Genomic DNA, 14,551 nt, shown 5'->3' with positions numbered 1-14,551 from the left:
CGAGTCGCAATATCTCTCGCCTGTGAATCTGAGATCCATCTGAGAGCAGGGCTTCGGGTTACCGGCGCGCAAACGACTGAAGCCCGCCCCCTTGCGGGAACGGGCTTCAGCCAGCGATGAGCTGGTGCGTCAGATCACTTGATGATCTTGGTGACGCGGCCGGCGCCAACAGTGTGGCCACCCTCGCGGATAGCGAACTTCAGGCCTTCCTCCATGGCGATCGGCTTCTGCAGCACGACGTTCATGTCGGTGTTGTCACCAGGCATAACCATCTCGGTGCCCTCGGGCAGCGAAACGGTGCCGGTCACGTCGGTGGTGCGGAAGTAGAACTGCGGGCTGTAGTTCGAGAAGAACGGCTTGTGACGGCCACCCTCCTCCTTGGTCAGCACGTAGACATTGCCCTGGAACTCGGTGTGCGGAGTGGTCGAACCCGGCTTGGTCACGACCATGCCGCGCTCCACGTCTTCCTTCTTGGTGCCGCGCAGCAGCAGACCAACGTTGTCTCCCGCCTGACCCTCGTCGAGGATCTTGCGGAACATCTCGACACCGGTGACGGTGGTGGTCTGGGTCGGGGCCAGGCCCACGATCTCGACGGTCTCGCCAGTCTTGACGATGCCGCGCTCGATACGACCGGTGACCACGGTGCCACGACCGGTGATGGTGAAGACGTCCTCGACGGGCATCAGGAACGGCTTGTTGGTCTCACGCTCGGGCTGCGGGATGTAGTTGTCGACAGCATCCATGAGCTCGAGGATCGACGCGCTCCACTTGGGGTCGCCGTTCATGGCCGGGTAAGCGGCCACGCGGATGACCGGGCAGTTGTCGCCATCGAATTCCTGCTCGGAGAGGGCCTCGCGGACCTCCATCTCGACCAGCTCGATGAGCTCCTCGTCGTCCACCATGTCGCACTTGTTCAGGGCAACGACAATGGCCGGAACGCCAACCTGGCGGGCCAGCAGGATGTGCTCACGGGTCTGAGCCATCGGGCCGTCGGTCGCGGCGACAACCAGGATCGCGCCATCCATCTGGGCGGCACCGGTGATCATGTTCTTGACGTAGTCAGCGTGACCTGGGCAGTCAACGTGCGCGTAGTGACGCTTCTCCGTCTGGTACTCGACGTGCGCGATGGAGATGGTGATGCCGCGCTGGCGCTCTTCCGGCGCCTTGTCGATCTGATCGAACGCCGAAACCGCGTTCAGGTCAGGGTACTTCTCGTGCAGCACCTTGGTGATCGCCGCCGTCAGCGTGGTCTTGCCGTGGTCGACGTGGCCGATGGTGCCGATGTTACAGTGCGGCTTGGTCCGCTCGAACTTGGCCTTTGCCACTTGGGCTCCTTCTGGTTAGTCGCCACGCTGGTTGCGTGGCACACCTTTTGTCGTGGCTGTGGGAGGGTCCCGCAGCTCGATTGTCCTGATTTGGTACAGCTTGTTCAGGGCCGCGGGCAATCACCCACGAACCTTAGTAATTGTCGTCGTCCAAACGCCGGGAGTCAAACCGGTTTTGTGGTGCTGTTAGCGAACCACCAGCGGGCCGGTCCGCACCACCCGGAGACCTACGGCCGACAGCAATCATAAACGGCCATTCGGGCAGGGCCGCAGCAGGATCGTCCGCACCCACCAGATCGTCCACACCTACCACCAGACAGCGAGGCGGCCGGCCCGGATCCGAAGTTCCGGGGCCGGCCGCTCACCGGTTCAAACAGCAGGCGGTCAGTTCTCGCCGCGAGCCTTGGCCACGATCTCGTCGGAGATGTTCTTGGGAACCTCACCGTAGGAGTGGAACTCCATCGTGTAGGTGGCCTGGCCCGAGGTCTTCGACCGCAGGTCGCCGACGTAGCCGAACATCTCGGCCAGCGGGACCAGAGCGCGCACGACGCGGTTGCCGTGCTCCTCGTCCATCGACTGCACCTGACCGCGGCGAGCGTTCAGGTCACCGATGACGGTGCCCAGGTAGTCCTCCGGAGTGGTCACCTCGACGGCCATCATCGGTTCCAGCAGAGCCGGGCTGGCCTTGCGGGCGGCCTCCTTGAAGGCCATCGCGCCGGCGATCTTGAACGCCAGCTCCGAGGAGTCGACGTCGTGGTAAGCACCGTCGGTCAACGTCACCTTGACGTCCTCGACCGGGTAGCCGGCCAGCACACCGAACTGCATGGCCTCCTTGGCGCCGGCATCCACCGCGGGGATGTACTCCTTGGGGATTCGGCCACCGGTGACGGCGTTGACGAACTCGTAGCCCGCGCCGGTCTCCTGCGGCTCCAAGGTGATGATGACCTTCGCGTACTGGCCCGAACCACCGGACTGCTTCTTGTGCACGTAGTTGACGTTCTCGACCTTGCGGCGCAGGGTCTCACGGTAAGCCACCTGCGGCTTGCCGATATTCGCCTCGACGTGGAACTCGCGCTTCATCCGGTCGATCAGCACCTCGAGGTGCAGCTCGCCCATGCCCGCGATGATGGTCTGGCCGGTGTCCTCGTCGGTGTGCACCTGGAAGGTCGGATCCTCTTCGGCAAGCCGCTGGATGGCGATCGAGAGCTTCTCCTGGTCGGCCTTCGACTTCGGCTCGATGGCCTGCTCGATGACCGGGTTCGGGAACTCCATCGACTCCAGCATCACCGGGTTCGCCGGATCGCACAGGGTGTCACCGGTGCCGGTCTGCTTCAGGCCCATGACCGCGCAGATGTTGCCGGCGGGCATGAAGTCGACCTCCTGACGCTTGTTGGCGTGCATCTGGTAGATCTTGCCGATGCGCTCCTTCTTGCCAGTCTCGGCGTTCAGCACCTGGCTGCCCGACTGCAGGATGCCCGAGTACACCCGGACGAACGTCAGCTTGCCCAGGTGCGGATCGGCGGCAATCTTGAACGCCAGCGCAGCCAGCGGCTCATTCTTGTCGGCGTGACGCTCGATGATCACCGACTCGTCGCCGGGCTTGAAACCCTCGATGGCCGGAACGTCGATCGGAGAAGGCAGGTAGTCGATGACCGCGTCCAGCAGCGGCTGCACGCCCTTGTTCTTGAACGAGGTGCCACAGACCACCGCGGTGAAGGCGTTGGCCAGCACGCCGCGGCGAATCGCCCGCTTGATCTGCTCCACGGTGGGCTCTTCGCCCTCCAGGTAGAGCTCCATGAGCTCATCGTCGAAGTCGGCGATGTTTTCGATCATCTCGGCGCGCGCCTCCTCGGCGGCGTCCTTCAGATCGGCCGGGATCTCTTCGACGACATAGTCCTCGCCCATCTGGGTCTCGCCGCGCCAGGTCTTGGCGTTCATCTCGACCAGGTCGACGATGCCGAGGAAGTCGTGCTCGGAGCCGATCGGCAGCTGCAGACGCACTGGCACGACCTGCAGGCGATCCCTGATGGTCTGGACGCAGTGCTCGAAGGAGGCACCGGTGCGGTCCAGCTTGTTGACATAACAGATGCGCGGGACGCCGTACTTGGAGGCCTGACGCCATACGGTCATCGACTGCGGCTCGACACCGGCGACACCGTCGAAGACGGCGACCGCACCGTCCAGGACGCGCAGCGAACGCTCCACCTCGACGGTGAAGTCGACGTGGCCTGGGGTGTCGATGATGTTGATCTGGTAGCCCTTCCAGAAGCAGGTGGTGGCTGCCGAGGTGATGGTGATGCCGCGTTCCTGTTCCTGCTCCATCCAGTCCATGGTGGCAGCGCCGTCGTGCACCTCACCGATCTTGTGGGTGATGCCGGTGTAGAACAGGATCCGCTCAGTAGTGGTGGTCTTACCGGCATCAATGTGAGCCATGATGCCGATATTGCGTACCTTGTGTAGGTCGGTTTGCAGGTCGAGGGCCACGAAATCCCCTATTTCTTGTCGTGTGTGTGGCGGGAGTTGGGATGGACATCGTTCACGTGGTGTTCGACTCCGCGTAACCGAAGCCGGACATGCGAAAGGTCGCCCCCCAAACGAGGGCGACCCCTCAGCACATCACCAGCGGTAGTGAGCGAAGGCTCGGTTGGCCTCTGCCATCTTGTGGGTATCTTCGCGCTTCTTGACCGAAGCTCCCAGGCCGTTGGAGGCGTCCAGGATCTCGTTCATCAGCCGCTCGGACATGGTCTTCTCGCGGCGGTCGCGGGCGTAGCCGACCAGCCAGCGCATCGCCAGCGTGTTGGAGCGCGCGGGCTTGACCTCGACGGGCACCTGGTAGGTGGCGCCACCGACGCGGCGGCTGCGCACCTCAACGGCAGGCCGCACATTGTCGAGGGCCTTCTTGAGGGTCTGCACCGGATCAACACCGGTCTTCTCACGAGTTCCCTCGAGAGCGGTGTAGACGATGCTCTGGGCGACGGTCTTCTTGCCGTCCAGCAGGATCTTGCTGACCAGCTGGGAAACCAGCGGCGAGCTGTAGACCGGGTCGATGATGACCGGGCGCTTGGGCGCCGGACCCTTGCGAGGCATTACTTCTCCTTCTTCGCGCCGTAGCGGCTGCGGGCCTGCTTGCGGTTCTTCACACCCTGGGTGTCAAGCGCACCACGGATGATCTTGTACCGCACACCGGGCAGATCCTTCACACGGCCGCCGCGCACGAGCACCATCGAGTGCTCCTGGAGGTTGTGGCCGACGCCTGGAATGTACGCAGTGACCTCGACACCCGAGCTGAGGCGGACGCGAGCCACCTTGCGCAGCGCCGAGTTCGGCTTCTTGGGGGTAGTGGTGTACACGCGAGTGCACACGCCGCGGCGCTGCGGAGAACCCTTCAGCGCGGGCGTCTTGTTTTTGCTGACCTTGTCAGTGCGGCCCTTTCGGACCAACTGCTGGATGGTTGGCACCTGCTGGTATCTCTTTCCGTCAAGCGGTGGGCATCGTGGTTGGACGACACCCACCTCGTTGTCTACTTCCCTGGCTGCGGCACGTCACTTCGGCTGAGAAACCACCAATATCCCTCAGGCGAGCGGGAGCCACCGTGCGAACTCCGCACTTGTCCTAGGCTCCTCGCAACGTTTAGGTGCCCAGCTCAACCGCCAGGGTACGCACATGGTGCCGGACAGACCGGACACAACTATGCAGTCTACTCGGTGCCCACCAGCCGGTCAAAACTCGGCTTCCTGAACGCGGCAGCAGCACCGGGTCCGATGGGCTTGTTTTCGCGCCGGACGCCCTCCATCGAGCGGGCTCAGTCCTGCTTGCGCGAGCGCAGAGCCACCGCGACCCCGCCCATCGCGACGCTGATCAACGCGGCCGCCGAGGTCAGCCCCATGCCCTCACCGCCGGCATTTGGAAGCGCGCTGGGACGGCTGTCGTCCCGGGGAACGCTCTGCTCACCCGGCCCATCGCCCAGTTGATCGGCCGGGATCTCGAACCACGCAGTGCCGGGGATGACCTGGTTGTCGAGCTGCCGGCCGCCGCCCGACGAAACAGGCTGCTCGGGACTCTGCGCGACCGCAACCGTGGCAACAGGACTGATGTCGGCGTTCGCGAAGCTCGCGGCAGTCAGGCTCAACGAGCCCGACACGATGACAGCGCCGAACACTGCGCCGATCTTGAGCGAGTTCTTCATCAGTCCTCTTCCACCTCAGACCTGGGGCTGTTCATCGGACGAGCAGGCCATCTTCGGCCGGGATAGTTCCGTTACTTGCACCAGTTCATCACGGGATACGTTCTGCTGGCAACCGAGTTGCCAGATCTGGCATCCGCCCGAGTGCCGAGCCCTGCCACACCCGGACGACGAGAAGGGGCACCCGGAGCACAGCCCGGATACCCCTTCTGGTCAGATCGGCAGGATCACCGCAGGTCGCGGTAGTCCATATCGTCCAGCGGAACCGCCGCGCCACTGCCCGACCCGAAGTCGTAGTCGAACGCGTCGTAGCTGAGCGTGTAGGCGTTGGCCCGTGCCTCGGCGGTCGGCTCGACCCGGATGTTGCGGTAGCGCTCCAGCCCGGTGCCTGCCGGGATCAGCTTGCCGAGGATCACGTTCTCCTTCAGACCGAGCAGGTGATCGGACTTGCCGTTGATCGCAGCGTCGGTGAGCACCTTGGTGGTCTCCTGGAAGGAGGCCGCCGACAGCCAGGAGTCGGTTGCCAGCGACGCCTTGGTGATGCCCATCAGCACGGGCCGGCCCTCTGCCGGACGTCCACCCTCGGTGAGCGCCTTGCGGTTGGCCTGCTCGTAGGACTGACGATCGATCAGTTCGCCGGGCATCATCTCGGTGTCGCCCGAGTCGATAACCGTCACGCGGCGCAGCATCTGCCGGATGATGATCTCGATGTGCTTGTCGTGAATCGGGGCGCCCTGGGTCGCGTAGACCTTCTGCACCTCGGCCACCAGATGCTCCTGCACCTTGCGCACACCCTGAACCCGCAGGACGTCCTGCGGGTCGATCGTGCCAGCGGTCAGCTGATCGCCAACGTTGACGTGATCACCGTCGGCGATCACGCGGTGCACACCCTCATGGTCATCGAACTCGAGCCGGGCACGACGCGGAACGACGTACTCGACATCGGACTGGCCGTCGTCGCGGACGATGAGCAGCTTGCGGCCGCGGTCGCCGTCCTCGATCTTGATGCGACCATCGGCCTCGGCGATCGGCGCCTTGCCCTTCGGAGTGCGGGCTTCGAAAAGCTCGACCACACGCGGCAGACCCAAGGTGATGTCGTCGCCCGCCACACCACCGGTGTGGAAGGTACGCATCGTCAGCTGGGTGCCGGGCTCGCCGATGGACTGAGCGGCCTGAATACCGACGGCCTCGCCAACATCGACCAGCTTGCCGCCGGCCAGCGAACGTCCGTAGCACATCGCGCAGGCACCGCTGGCGGCCTCACAGGTGAGCACCGAACGCACCTTGATGGTGGTCACTCCGGCGGCAACCAGGACCTTGATGTGATCTTCGGTCACATCGGTGCCGGCCGCGACAACGACCTCGCCCGAATCGGTCACCGCGTCGGTGGCCAGGTTACGGCCGACCACGGTGGTATCCAGCGCCTTCACCTGACGCAGCACCCCGGTCTCGTCCGCGGCTGCGATCACCTTGGTGAGACCACGTTCGGTACCGCAGTCCTCCTCGCGGATGATGACGTCCTGCGAGACGTCGACCAGGCGACGGGTCAGGTAACCCGAGTCGGCGGTACGCAGTGCGGTGTCGGCCTGCCCCTTGCGGCCGCCGTGGGTGGAGATGAAGTACTCCAGCACGGTCAGGCCTTCGCGGAAGTTCGACTTGATCGGGCGGGCGATGATCTCGCCCTTCGGGTTGGCCACCAGGCCTCGCATGGCGGCGATCTGGCGCATCTGGGTCATGTTTCCTCGAGCACCCGAGTTCACCATCATGTAGATCGGGTTGGTCGCCGAGAAGTTGGCTTCCATCGCGCTGGTCAGTTCGGCCGTCGCGTCGGTCCAGATCCGGATGAGTTCCTCGCGCCGCTCGTCCTCGGTCACCGCGCCACGCTCGTAGAGCTTGTCGATCTTGGCGGCCTTGGTGTCGTAGCCGGCCATGATCTCCGGCTTGTCGGGCGGGGTCTGCACGTCGCCGATGGACACCGTGACACCCGAGCGGGTACCCCACTTGAAGCCCATATCCTTCAGCGCATCGAGCACCTCGGTGACCACGGTCTTCGGGTACTGCTCGGCCAGCTGATTGACGATCGCGCCGAGTTGCTTCTTGCCGACGTGGCTTTCGACGAACGGGTAGCTGTCGGGCATGGCCTCGTTGAAGATGATCTTGCCCAAGGTGGTGTCCATGAGCAGCGTGCCATCGGGACGCACCTTGTCGGCCAGCCGGGCCGGCGGGGTGATGTCGCGCATCCGGACCTTGATCTTGGAGCGGATGTCGATCTCGTGCAGGTCGTAGGCCATGATGGCCTCTTCGACCGAGCTGAAGACCCGGCCCTCCCCGCGCAGACCGTCGAGGTTCTGCGTTAGGTAGTACATGCCGATGATCATCTCGTGGCTCGGCAGGGCGACCGGGCGGCCGTCGGCAGGCTTGAGGATGTTGTTGCTCGACAGCATCAGGATGCGGGCCTCGGCCTGCGCCTCGGTGCTCAGCGGCAGATGGACTGCCATCTGGTCGCCGTCGAAGTCGGCGTTGAACGCCGCACAGACCAGCGGGTGCAGCTGGATCGCCTTGCCCTCGATGAGCTGCGGCTCGAACGCCTGGATACCCAGACGGTGCAGCGTCGGTGCGCGGTTCAGCAGCACCGGATGCTCACGAATGACCTCTTCGAGCACGTCCCAGACCTGCGGACGCTGCCGCTCCACCATGCGCTTGGCACTCTTGATGTTCTGCGCGTAGTTCTGCTCGGCGAGCCGCTTCATCACGAACGGCTTGAACAGTTCGAGAGCCATCTGCTTCGGCAGGCCGCACTGGTGCAGCTTCAGCTGCGGGCCGACCACGATGACCGAACGGCCGGAGTAGTCGACGCGCTTGCCCAGCAGGTTCTGGCGGAAGCGGCCCTGCTTGCCCTTCAGCATGTCGCTGATCGACTTCAGCGGACGGTTGCCCGGGCCGGTGACCGGACGCCCACGGCGACCGTTGTCGAACAGGGAGTCCACGGCCTCCTGCAGCATGCGCTTCTCGTTGTTCACGATGATCTCGGGAGCACCCAGATCGAGCAGCCGCTTGAGACGGTTGTTGCGGTTGATCACGCGGCGGTACAGATCGTTGAGGTCGGAGGTCGCGAAGCGGCCGCCGTCCAGCTGCACCATCGGGCGCAGGTCGGGCGGGATGACCGGGACTGCGTTCAGCACCATGCCGAGCGGCGAGTTGCCGGTGTCGAGGAAGGCGCGCACGACCTTGAGACGCTTGAGCGCGCGGGTCTTGCGCTGGCCCTTGCCGCTGCGGATGATCTCGCGCAGCGAGTCGGCTTCTGCGGCCAGGTCGAAGCTCTCCAGACGCTTCTGGATCGCCTCGGCACCCATGTAGCCCTCGAAGTAGCGGCCGAAGCGGGTCTTCATCTCGCGGTAGAGCACCTCGTCGCCCTCGAGGTCTTGCACCTTGAGGGTCTTGAAGCGGGTCCACACGGCGTCCAGGCGGTCGAGGTCACGCTGGGCACGGTCACGCAGGTGCTTCATCTCGCGCTCGGCGGAGTCGCGCACCTTCTTGCGGGTATCGCGCTCGGCACCTTCGGACTCCAGCGCTGCGAGATCCTCCTCGAGCTTCACGCTGCGGGCCTCGATGTCGGCGTCGCGGCGCTTCTCGAGGTGGGCGCGCTCGTCGGCGACCTTGGCCTCCAGGCTCGGCAGGTCGCGGTGACGGGCGTCGTCGTCCACCCTGGTGATCATGTACGCGGCGAAATAGATGACCTTCTCGAGGTCCTTCGGCGCGATGTCCAGCAGGTAGCCCAGCCGGCTCGGCACGCCCTTGAAGTACCAGATGTGGGTCACCGGGGCAGCCAGCTCGATGTGGCCCATGCGGTCGCGGCGCACATTGCTGCGGGTCACTTCGACGCCACAGCGCTCACACACGATGCCCTTGAAACGAACGCGCTTGTACTTGCCGCAGTAGCATTCCCAGTCACGGGTCGGGCCGAAGATCTTCTCGCAGAACAGACCGTCCCGCTCCGGCTTCAGCGTGCGGTAGTTGATGGTCTCCGGCTTCTTGACCTCGCCGAAGCTCCACTCACGAATCTCATCCGCGGTCGCCAGCCCGATGCGCAGCTGGTCATAGGTATTGGCATCCAGCACTTGTATGTCTCCCGATTTATGGGTCGTTGGTCTAATCGAATGAGGGTTGGCGGATCAGACTTCGTCGGCGATGGCGAACGAGTCAGCACCCGGACGCCTCGACAGGTCGATACCCAGATCGTCTTGCGAGCGGTAGTCGTCCTCGCTGTCACGCAACTCGACGACTGCGCCATCGCTGCTGAGCACCTCGACGTTCAGGCACAAGGACTTCATTTCCTTGACGAGCACCTTGAACGATTCGGGGATGCCGGGCTCGGGAATGTTCTCGCCCTTGACGATCGCCTCGTAGACCTTGACGCGACCAGGCACGTCATCGGACTTGATGGTGAGCATTTCCTGCAGGGCCCAGGCGGCGCCGTACGCCTCCAAGGCCCACACTTCCATCTCACCGAAGCGCTGGCCGCCGAACTGCGCCTTACCACCCAGCGGCTGCTGGGTGATCATCGAGTACGGGCCGGTGGAGCGCGCGTGGATCTTGTCGTCGACCAGGTGGTGCAGCTTCAGCATGTACATGTAGCCCACGCCGACCTTCTCCGGGAATGGCTCACCGGAGCGCCCGTCGAACAACGTCGCCTTGCCGTCGGCGTTGACCATGCGCTCACCGTCACGGTTGGGCAGGCCGTTCGCCAGCAGACCACCGATCTCGTCCTCGTCGGCACCGTCGAATACCGGGGTCGCCAGCCGCGAGTTCGGCTCGACGGTGCCCAGACCGACCTCGCGCAGCCGCTCCGCCCAGTCGCTGTCGACATCATTGATGTCCCAGCCGGAGTGGGCGATCCAGCCGAGGTGCGTTTCGAGCACCTGGCCCACGTTCATACGCGAGGGCACACCCAGCGGGTTCAAGATGATGTCGACCGGGGTGCCGTCCGGCAGGAACGGCATGTCCTCGGCGGGCAGGATCTTGGAGATGACACCCTTGTTGCCGTGGCGGCCGGCGAGCTTGTCGCCTTCTTGCACCTTGCGCTTCTGAGCGACGTAGACCCGCACCATCTGGTTGACGCCGGGGGGCAGTTCGTCGTCCTCTTCGCGGTCGAACACGCGAACGCCGATGACCGTGCCGTTCTCACCGTGCGGCACCTTCATCGAGGTGTCGCGGACCTCGCGGGCCTTCTCGCCGAAGATGGCGCGCAGCAGGCGCTCCTCGGGAGTGAGCTCGGTCTCGCCCTTCGGGGTGACCTTGCCGACCAAGATGTCGCCGGTGCCGACCTCGGCGCCGATGCGGATGATGCCGCGCTCGTCGAGGTTGGCGAGCATGTCGTCGGACACGTTCGGGATGTCGCGGGTGATCTCTTCGGGACCCAGCTTGGTGTCGCGGGCGTCGACCTCGTGCTCCTCGATGTGGATCGAGGTGAGGATGTCTTCGCTCACGATGCGCTGGTTGAGGATGATCGCGTCCTCGTAGTTCAGGCCCTCCCAGGGCATGAACGCGACGAGCAGGTTGCGACCCAGGGCCAGTTCGGCGTTGTCGGTGCAGGGGCCGTCGGCCAGCGGCGTGCCGACGTCGACACGGTCGCCGGGCGAGACCATCGGACGCTGATTGACGCAGGTACCCGCGTTCGAGCGACGGAACTTCTCCAGCCGGAAGGTCTGGTAGGTGCCGTCGTCGTTGGCCACATCGATGAGATCGGCCGAGACGCTGGTGACCACACCGGGACGCTGAGCCAGCGTGACATCGCCGACGTCGACAGCGGCGCGGTACTCCATGCCCGTGCCGACGTAGGGAGCCTCGCTGCGGATCAGCGGGACGGCCTGGCGCTGCATGTTGGCGCCCATCAGGGCACGCGATGCGTCGTCGTGCTCGAGGAACGGGATCAGCGCGGTCGCGACCGACACCATCTGGCGCGGGGACACGTCGATGTAGCCGACCTCGCTGGCCGGCACGGTATCGGCATCACCGTGGCGAACGCGCACCAGGACGCGGTCCTCGGTGAAGTGGCCGGTGGAGTTCAGCTCCGCGTTGGCCTGCGCGATGTTGTAGCGGTCTTCCTCCCCGGCGGTCAGGTAGTCGATCTGGTCGGTGACCCGACCGTCGATGACCTTGCGGTACGGGGTTTCGATGAAGCCGAATGCATTCACCCGGGCGAAGGAGGCCAACGAACCGATCAGGCCGATGTTCGGGCCTTCAGGGGTCTCAATGGGACACATGCGTCCGTAGTGCGAGGGGTGCACGTCGCGGACTTCCATACCGGCCCGGTCACGGCTCAGACCACCGGGGCCCAGAGCCGACAGGCGGCGCTTATGAGTCAGCTCGGCCAGCGGATTGTTCTGGTCCATGAACTGGCTCAACTGCGAGGTGCCGAAGAACTCCTTCAGGGCAGCGGTCACCGGACGGATGTTGATCAGGGTCGACGGCGTGATCGCCTCGATGTCCTGCGTGGTCATCCGGTCGCGGACGACCCGTTCCATGCGTCCCAGGCCGGTGCGCAGCTGGTTCTGGATCAACTCACCGACGGTGCGCAGACGACGATTGCCGAAGTGGTCGATGTCGTCCGCCTCGACGATGACGGTCTCGCCGCCCTCGCGCTCGATCTCGGCCTTGCCTTCGTGCAGGGCGCAGATGTAGTCGATCGCTGCGACGATGTCGTCGATGGTCAGCACCTGCATGTCGAACGGCAGGTTCAGTCCCAGCTTCTGGTTGATCTTGTAGCGGCCGACCTTGGCGAGGTCGTAGCGCTTCGGATTGAAGTAGTAGTTCGTCAGCAGCTGCTCGGCGGCCTCGCGGGCCGGCGGTTCGCCCGGACGCAGCTTGCGGTAGATATCGAGCAGCGCCTCGTCCTGGGTGGTGACGTGGTCCTTCTCCAGGGTCATCCGGATCGACTCGTACTGACCGAACTGCTCGAGGATGCGGTCCTCGCTCCAGCCCAGCGCCTTGAGCAGCACGGTGACGTTCTGCTTGCGCTTGCGGTCGAGGCGCACGCCGACCTGGTCGCGCTTGTCGATCTCGAACTCCAGCCACGCGCCACGCGAAGGAATCACCTTGCAGGTGAAGATGTCCTTGTCGGAGGTCTTGTCGGGGGTCTGCTCGAAGTAGACGCCCGGCGAACGGACCAGCTGGCTGACCACGACGCGCTCGGTGCCGCTGACGATGAAGGTGCCCTTGTCGGTCATCAGCGGGAAATCACCGATGAAGACGGTCTGGCTCTTGATCTCGCCGGTCTCGTTGTTCATGAACTCGGCGGTCACGAACAGCGGGGCCGCGTACGTGGTGTCGCGATCCTTGCATTCTTCGATGCTGTGCTTGGGCTCCTCGAAGCGATGGTCGCGGAAGCTCAGCGACATCGTCTGATTGAAGTCCTCAATGGGGCTGATCTCGTCGAAGATCTCCTCCAGGCCGGACCTGGTGTTCACGTCAGTACGGCCCTCTGCGAGAGCCTGCTCCGTCTTCTGCTGCCAGGCCTCACTGCCGATCAGCCAGTTGAACGAATCGATCTGCAGGTCGAGCAGATTCGGTACCTGCAACGGCTCAGCGATCTTGGCGAACGATATGCGGCCGCTGGTGGAGATGACGTTGGTGTTCTTCGACGCATTGCGCGAGGTGGCCAAGATGTGGTCCTTCCAGAACTCACGGTGGTTCTATGCATGCTGAACGACCCATGTCAAATCCATGGGTCACCAAACGATATGTGCAACAAAAAACTATAGCTCACGCTATATACCGGATGCAAATCCGGCGGATCAACTTTGATCTGCCGCCGCCTCCTCGTCAACGTCCACCGCAAGAGTGCATCATCGGACCGCCTTCAGTCAAGCACGGACGCGGTGTGCCGCGGTTCCCGCGCTGACCGGACGCAGATGCGGATGGGGCCGGACACCGAAGCGTCCGACCCCATCCGCGTTCAAACGGTCAGCAGACCGTTCGGGTGGCTTGCCTCACTTGAGGGTGACGGTAGCGCCCTCGGCCTCCAAGGCCGCCTTGGCCTTCTCGGCATCTTCCTTCTTGGCGTTCTCGACGACGACCTTCGGAGCCGACTCGACGAGATCCTTGGCCTCCTTGAGGCCCAGGCTGGTCAGCGAACGAACGGCCTTGATGACGCCGATCTTCTTGTCGCCGGCGGCCTCGAGGACCACATCGAACTCGGTCTTCTCCTCGGGAGCCTCAGCCTCTTCGGCAGCAGCCGGGGCGGCGGCAACGGCAACCGGAGCGGCGGCCTTGACGTCGAAAGCTTCCTCGAACGCCTTCACGAACTCGGACAACTCGATGAGGGTCATTTCCTTGAACTGATCGAGGAGATCCTCGGTGCTCAGCTTCGCCATGGTTGGCGTCCTTTCTTACTGGGTGTCAGCAGCCGCAGCTGCCGCGTCGGTGGTGGTCTCGGCTTCTGCCGAGGTGTCGGGCTTCTGGTCGGACTGCTTGGATTCCAGAGCGCCGAAAAGCTGTGCAGCCTGGGTGAGCGGAGCGGCGAAGGTACCCACCGCCGTGCTCAACGAAGCCTTCATCGCGCCAGCCAGCTTGGCAAGCAGAACCTCACGCGACTCAAGGTCGGCCAGCTTCTTGACCTGGTCGGCGTCGAGGATCTTGCCCTCGAGAACGCCGCTCTTGATGACCAGAAGCGGATTGGCCTTTGCGAAGTCACGCAGAGTCTTGGCTGCCGTGGCCACATCGCCCTTGACGAAGGCGAGTGCGGTCGGACCGGTGAGCTGGGCGTCGAGTCCTTCGACGCCAGCCTCGCGGGCGGCAATCAGGGCCAGAGTGTTCTTCGCAACGGCGTAGCTGGCGTCCTCCCCCAAGGACCTGCGAAGGTCCTTCAGGTTCTTGACGGTGAGTCCGCGATACTCGGTCAACACGACGGCAGAGCTGCTGGAGAATTCTTCCTTCAGCTGCGCGACCGCGGCTGCCTTGTCAGGCCTCGCCATTGGGTCTCCTTCCCACTTCTTGTTGGTGCCGTCGACCACTGAGGTTGCGCTCGCCTGCTGCTCGGGCATCA

9 protein-coding genes are annotated in these 14,551 nt (G+C 64.2%); all 9 read right to left on the bottom strand.

Annotation, left to right across the window (positions count from 1 at the left end):
• Positions 1–134: 134 nt before the first annotated feature.
• Complete coding sequence (tuf, locus tag QUE25_RS10895) at positions 135–1,325, bottom strand: elongation factor Tu (protein ID WP_286264887.1); 1,191 nt, start codon at positions 1,323–1,325, stop codon at positions 135–137.
• A gap of 384 nt (positions 1,326–1,709) precedes the next feature.
• Positions 1,710–3,809 (bottom strand): elongation factor G, encoded by a 2,100-nt coding sequence (fusA, locus tag QUE25_RS10890; RefSeq protein ID WP_286264885.1) that lies wholly within the window; start codon positions 3,807–3,809, stop codon positions 1,710–1,712.
• A 132-nt stretch (positions 3,810–3,941) separates the two neighbouring features.
• Positions 3,942–4,412, bottom strand: coding sequence for a 30S ribosomal protein S7 (gene rpsG / locus QUE25_RS10885; protein ID WP_286264883.1), 471 nt, complete (start codon positions 4,410–4,412; stop codon positions 3,942–3,944).
• Complete coding sequence (gene rpsL, locus QUE25_RS10880) at positions 4,412–4,783, bottom strand: 30S ribosomal protein S12 (RefSeq protein WP_286264882.1); 372 nt, start codon at positions 4,781–4,783, stop codon at positions 4,412–4,414. The genes rpsG and rpsL overlap by 1 nt, the downstream gene beginning before the upstream one ends.
• A gap of 344 nt (positions 4,784–5,127) precedes the next feature.
• The gene (locus QUE25_RS10875; RefSeq protein ID WP_286264880.1) at positions 5,128–5,511 is read right to left on the bottom strand and encodes a hypothetical protein; all 384 of its coding nucleotides are present in this window, start codon (positions 5,509–5,511) and stop codon (positions 5,128–5,130) included.
• A 224-nt stretch (positions 5,512–5,735) separates the two neighbouring features.
• A complete protein-coding gene (locus QUE25_RS10870; RefSeq protein ID WP_286264878.1) occupies positions 5,736–9,626 on the bottom strand; it encodes a DNA-directed RNA polymerase subunit beta' in 3,891 nt (1,296 codons plus the stop codon).
• A gap of 54 nt (positions 9,627–9,680) precedes the next feature.
• A complete protein-coding gene (rpoB, locus tag QUE25_RS10865) occupies positions 9,681–13,169 on the bottom strand; it encodes a DNA-directed RNA polymerase subunit beta (protein ID WP_286264876.1) in 3,489 nt (1,162 codons plus the stop codon).
• Between the two features lie 327 nt (positions 13,170–13,496).
• Positions 13,497–13,880 (bottom strand): 50S ribosomal protein L7/L12, encoded by a 384-nt coding sequence (gene rplL, locus QUE25_RS10860; protein WP_286264874.1) that lies wholly within the window; start codon positions 13,878–13,880, stop codon positions 13,497–13,499.
• A gap of 15 nt (positions 13,881–13,895) precedes the next feature.
• Positions 13,896–14,480, bottom strand: coding sequence for a 50S ribosomal protein L10 (rplJ, locus tag QUE25_RS10855; RefSeq protein WP_286264872.1), 585 nt, complete (start codon positions 14,478–14,480; stop codon positions 13,896–13,898).
• Between the last annotated feature and the right edge of the window lie 71 nt (positions 14,481–14,551).

This window comes from Brooklawnia propionicigenes, assembly GCF_030297015.1.
Taxonomy (GTDB): Bacteria; Actinomycetota; Actinomycetes; order Propionibacteriales; family Propionibacteriaceae; genus Brooklawnia; species Brooklawnia propionicigenes.
The sequence above is the reverse complement of the archived record's forward strand: the minus strand, read 5'-3'. Positions and strand labels throughout refer to the sequence as shown.

Coding starts and splice junctions, on each gene's coding strand:
- rplJ (WP_286264872.1), bottom strand. CDS start 14,480: ATGGCGAGGCCTGACAAGGCAGCCGCGGTCGCGCAGCTGAAGGAAGAA.
- rpsG (WP_286264883.1), bottom strand. CDS start 4,412: ATGCCTCGCAAGGGTCCGGCGCCCAAGCGCCCGGTCATCATCGACCCG.
- QUE25_RS10875 (WP_286264880.1), bottom strand. CDS start 5,511: ATGAAGAACTCGCTCAAGATCGGCGCAGTGTTCGGCGCTGTCATCGTG.
- rplL (WP_286264874.1), bottom strand. CDS start 13,880: ATGGCGAAGCTGAGCACCGAGGATCTCCTCGATCAGTTCAAGGAAATG.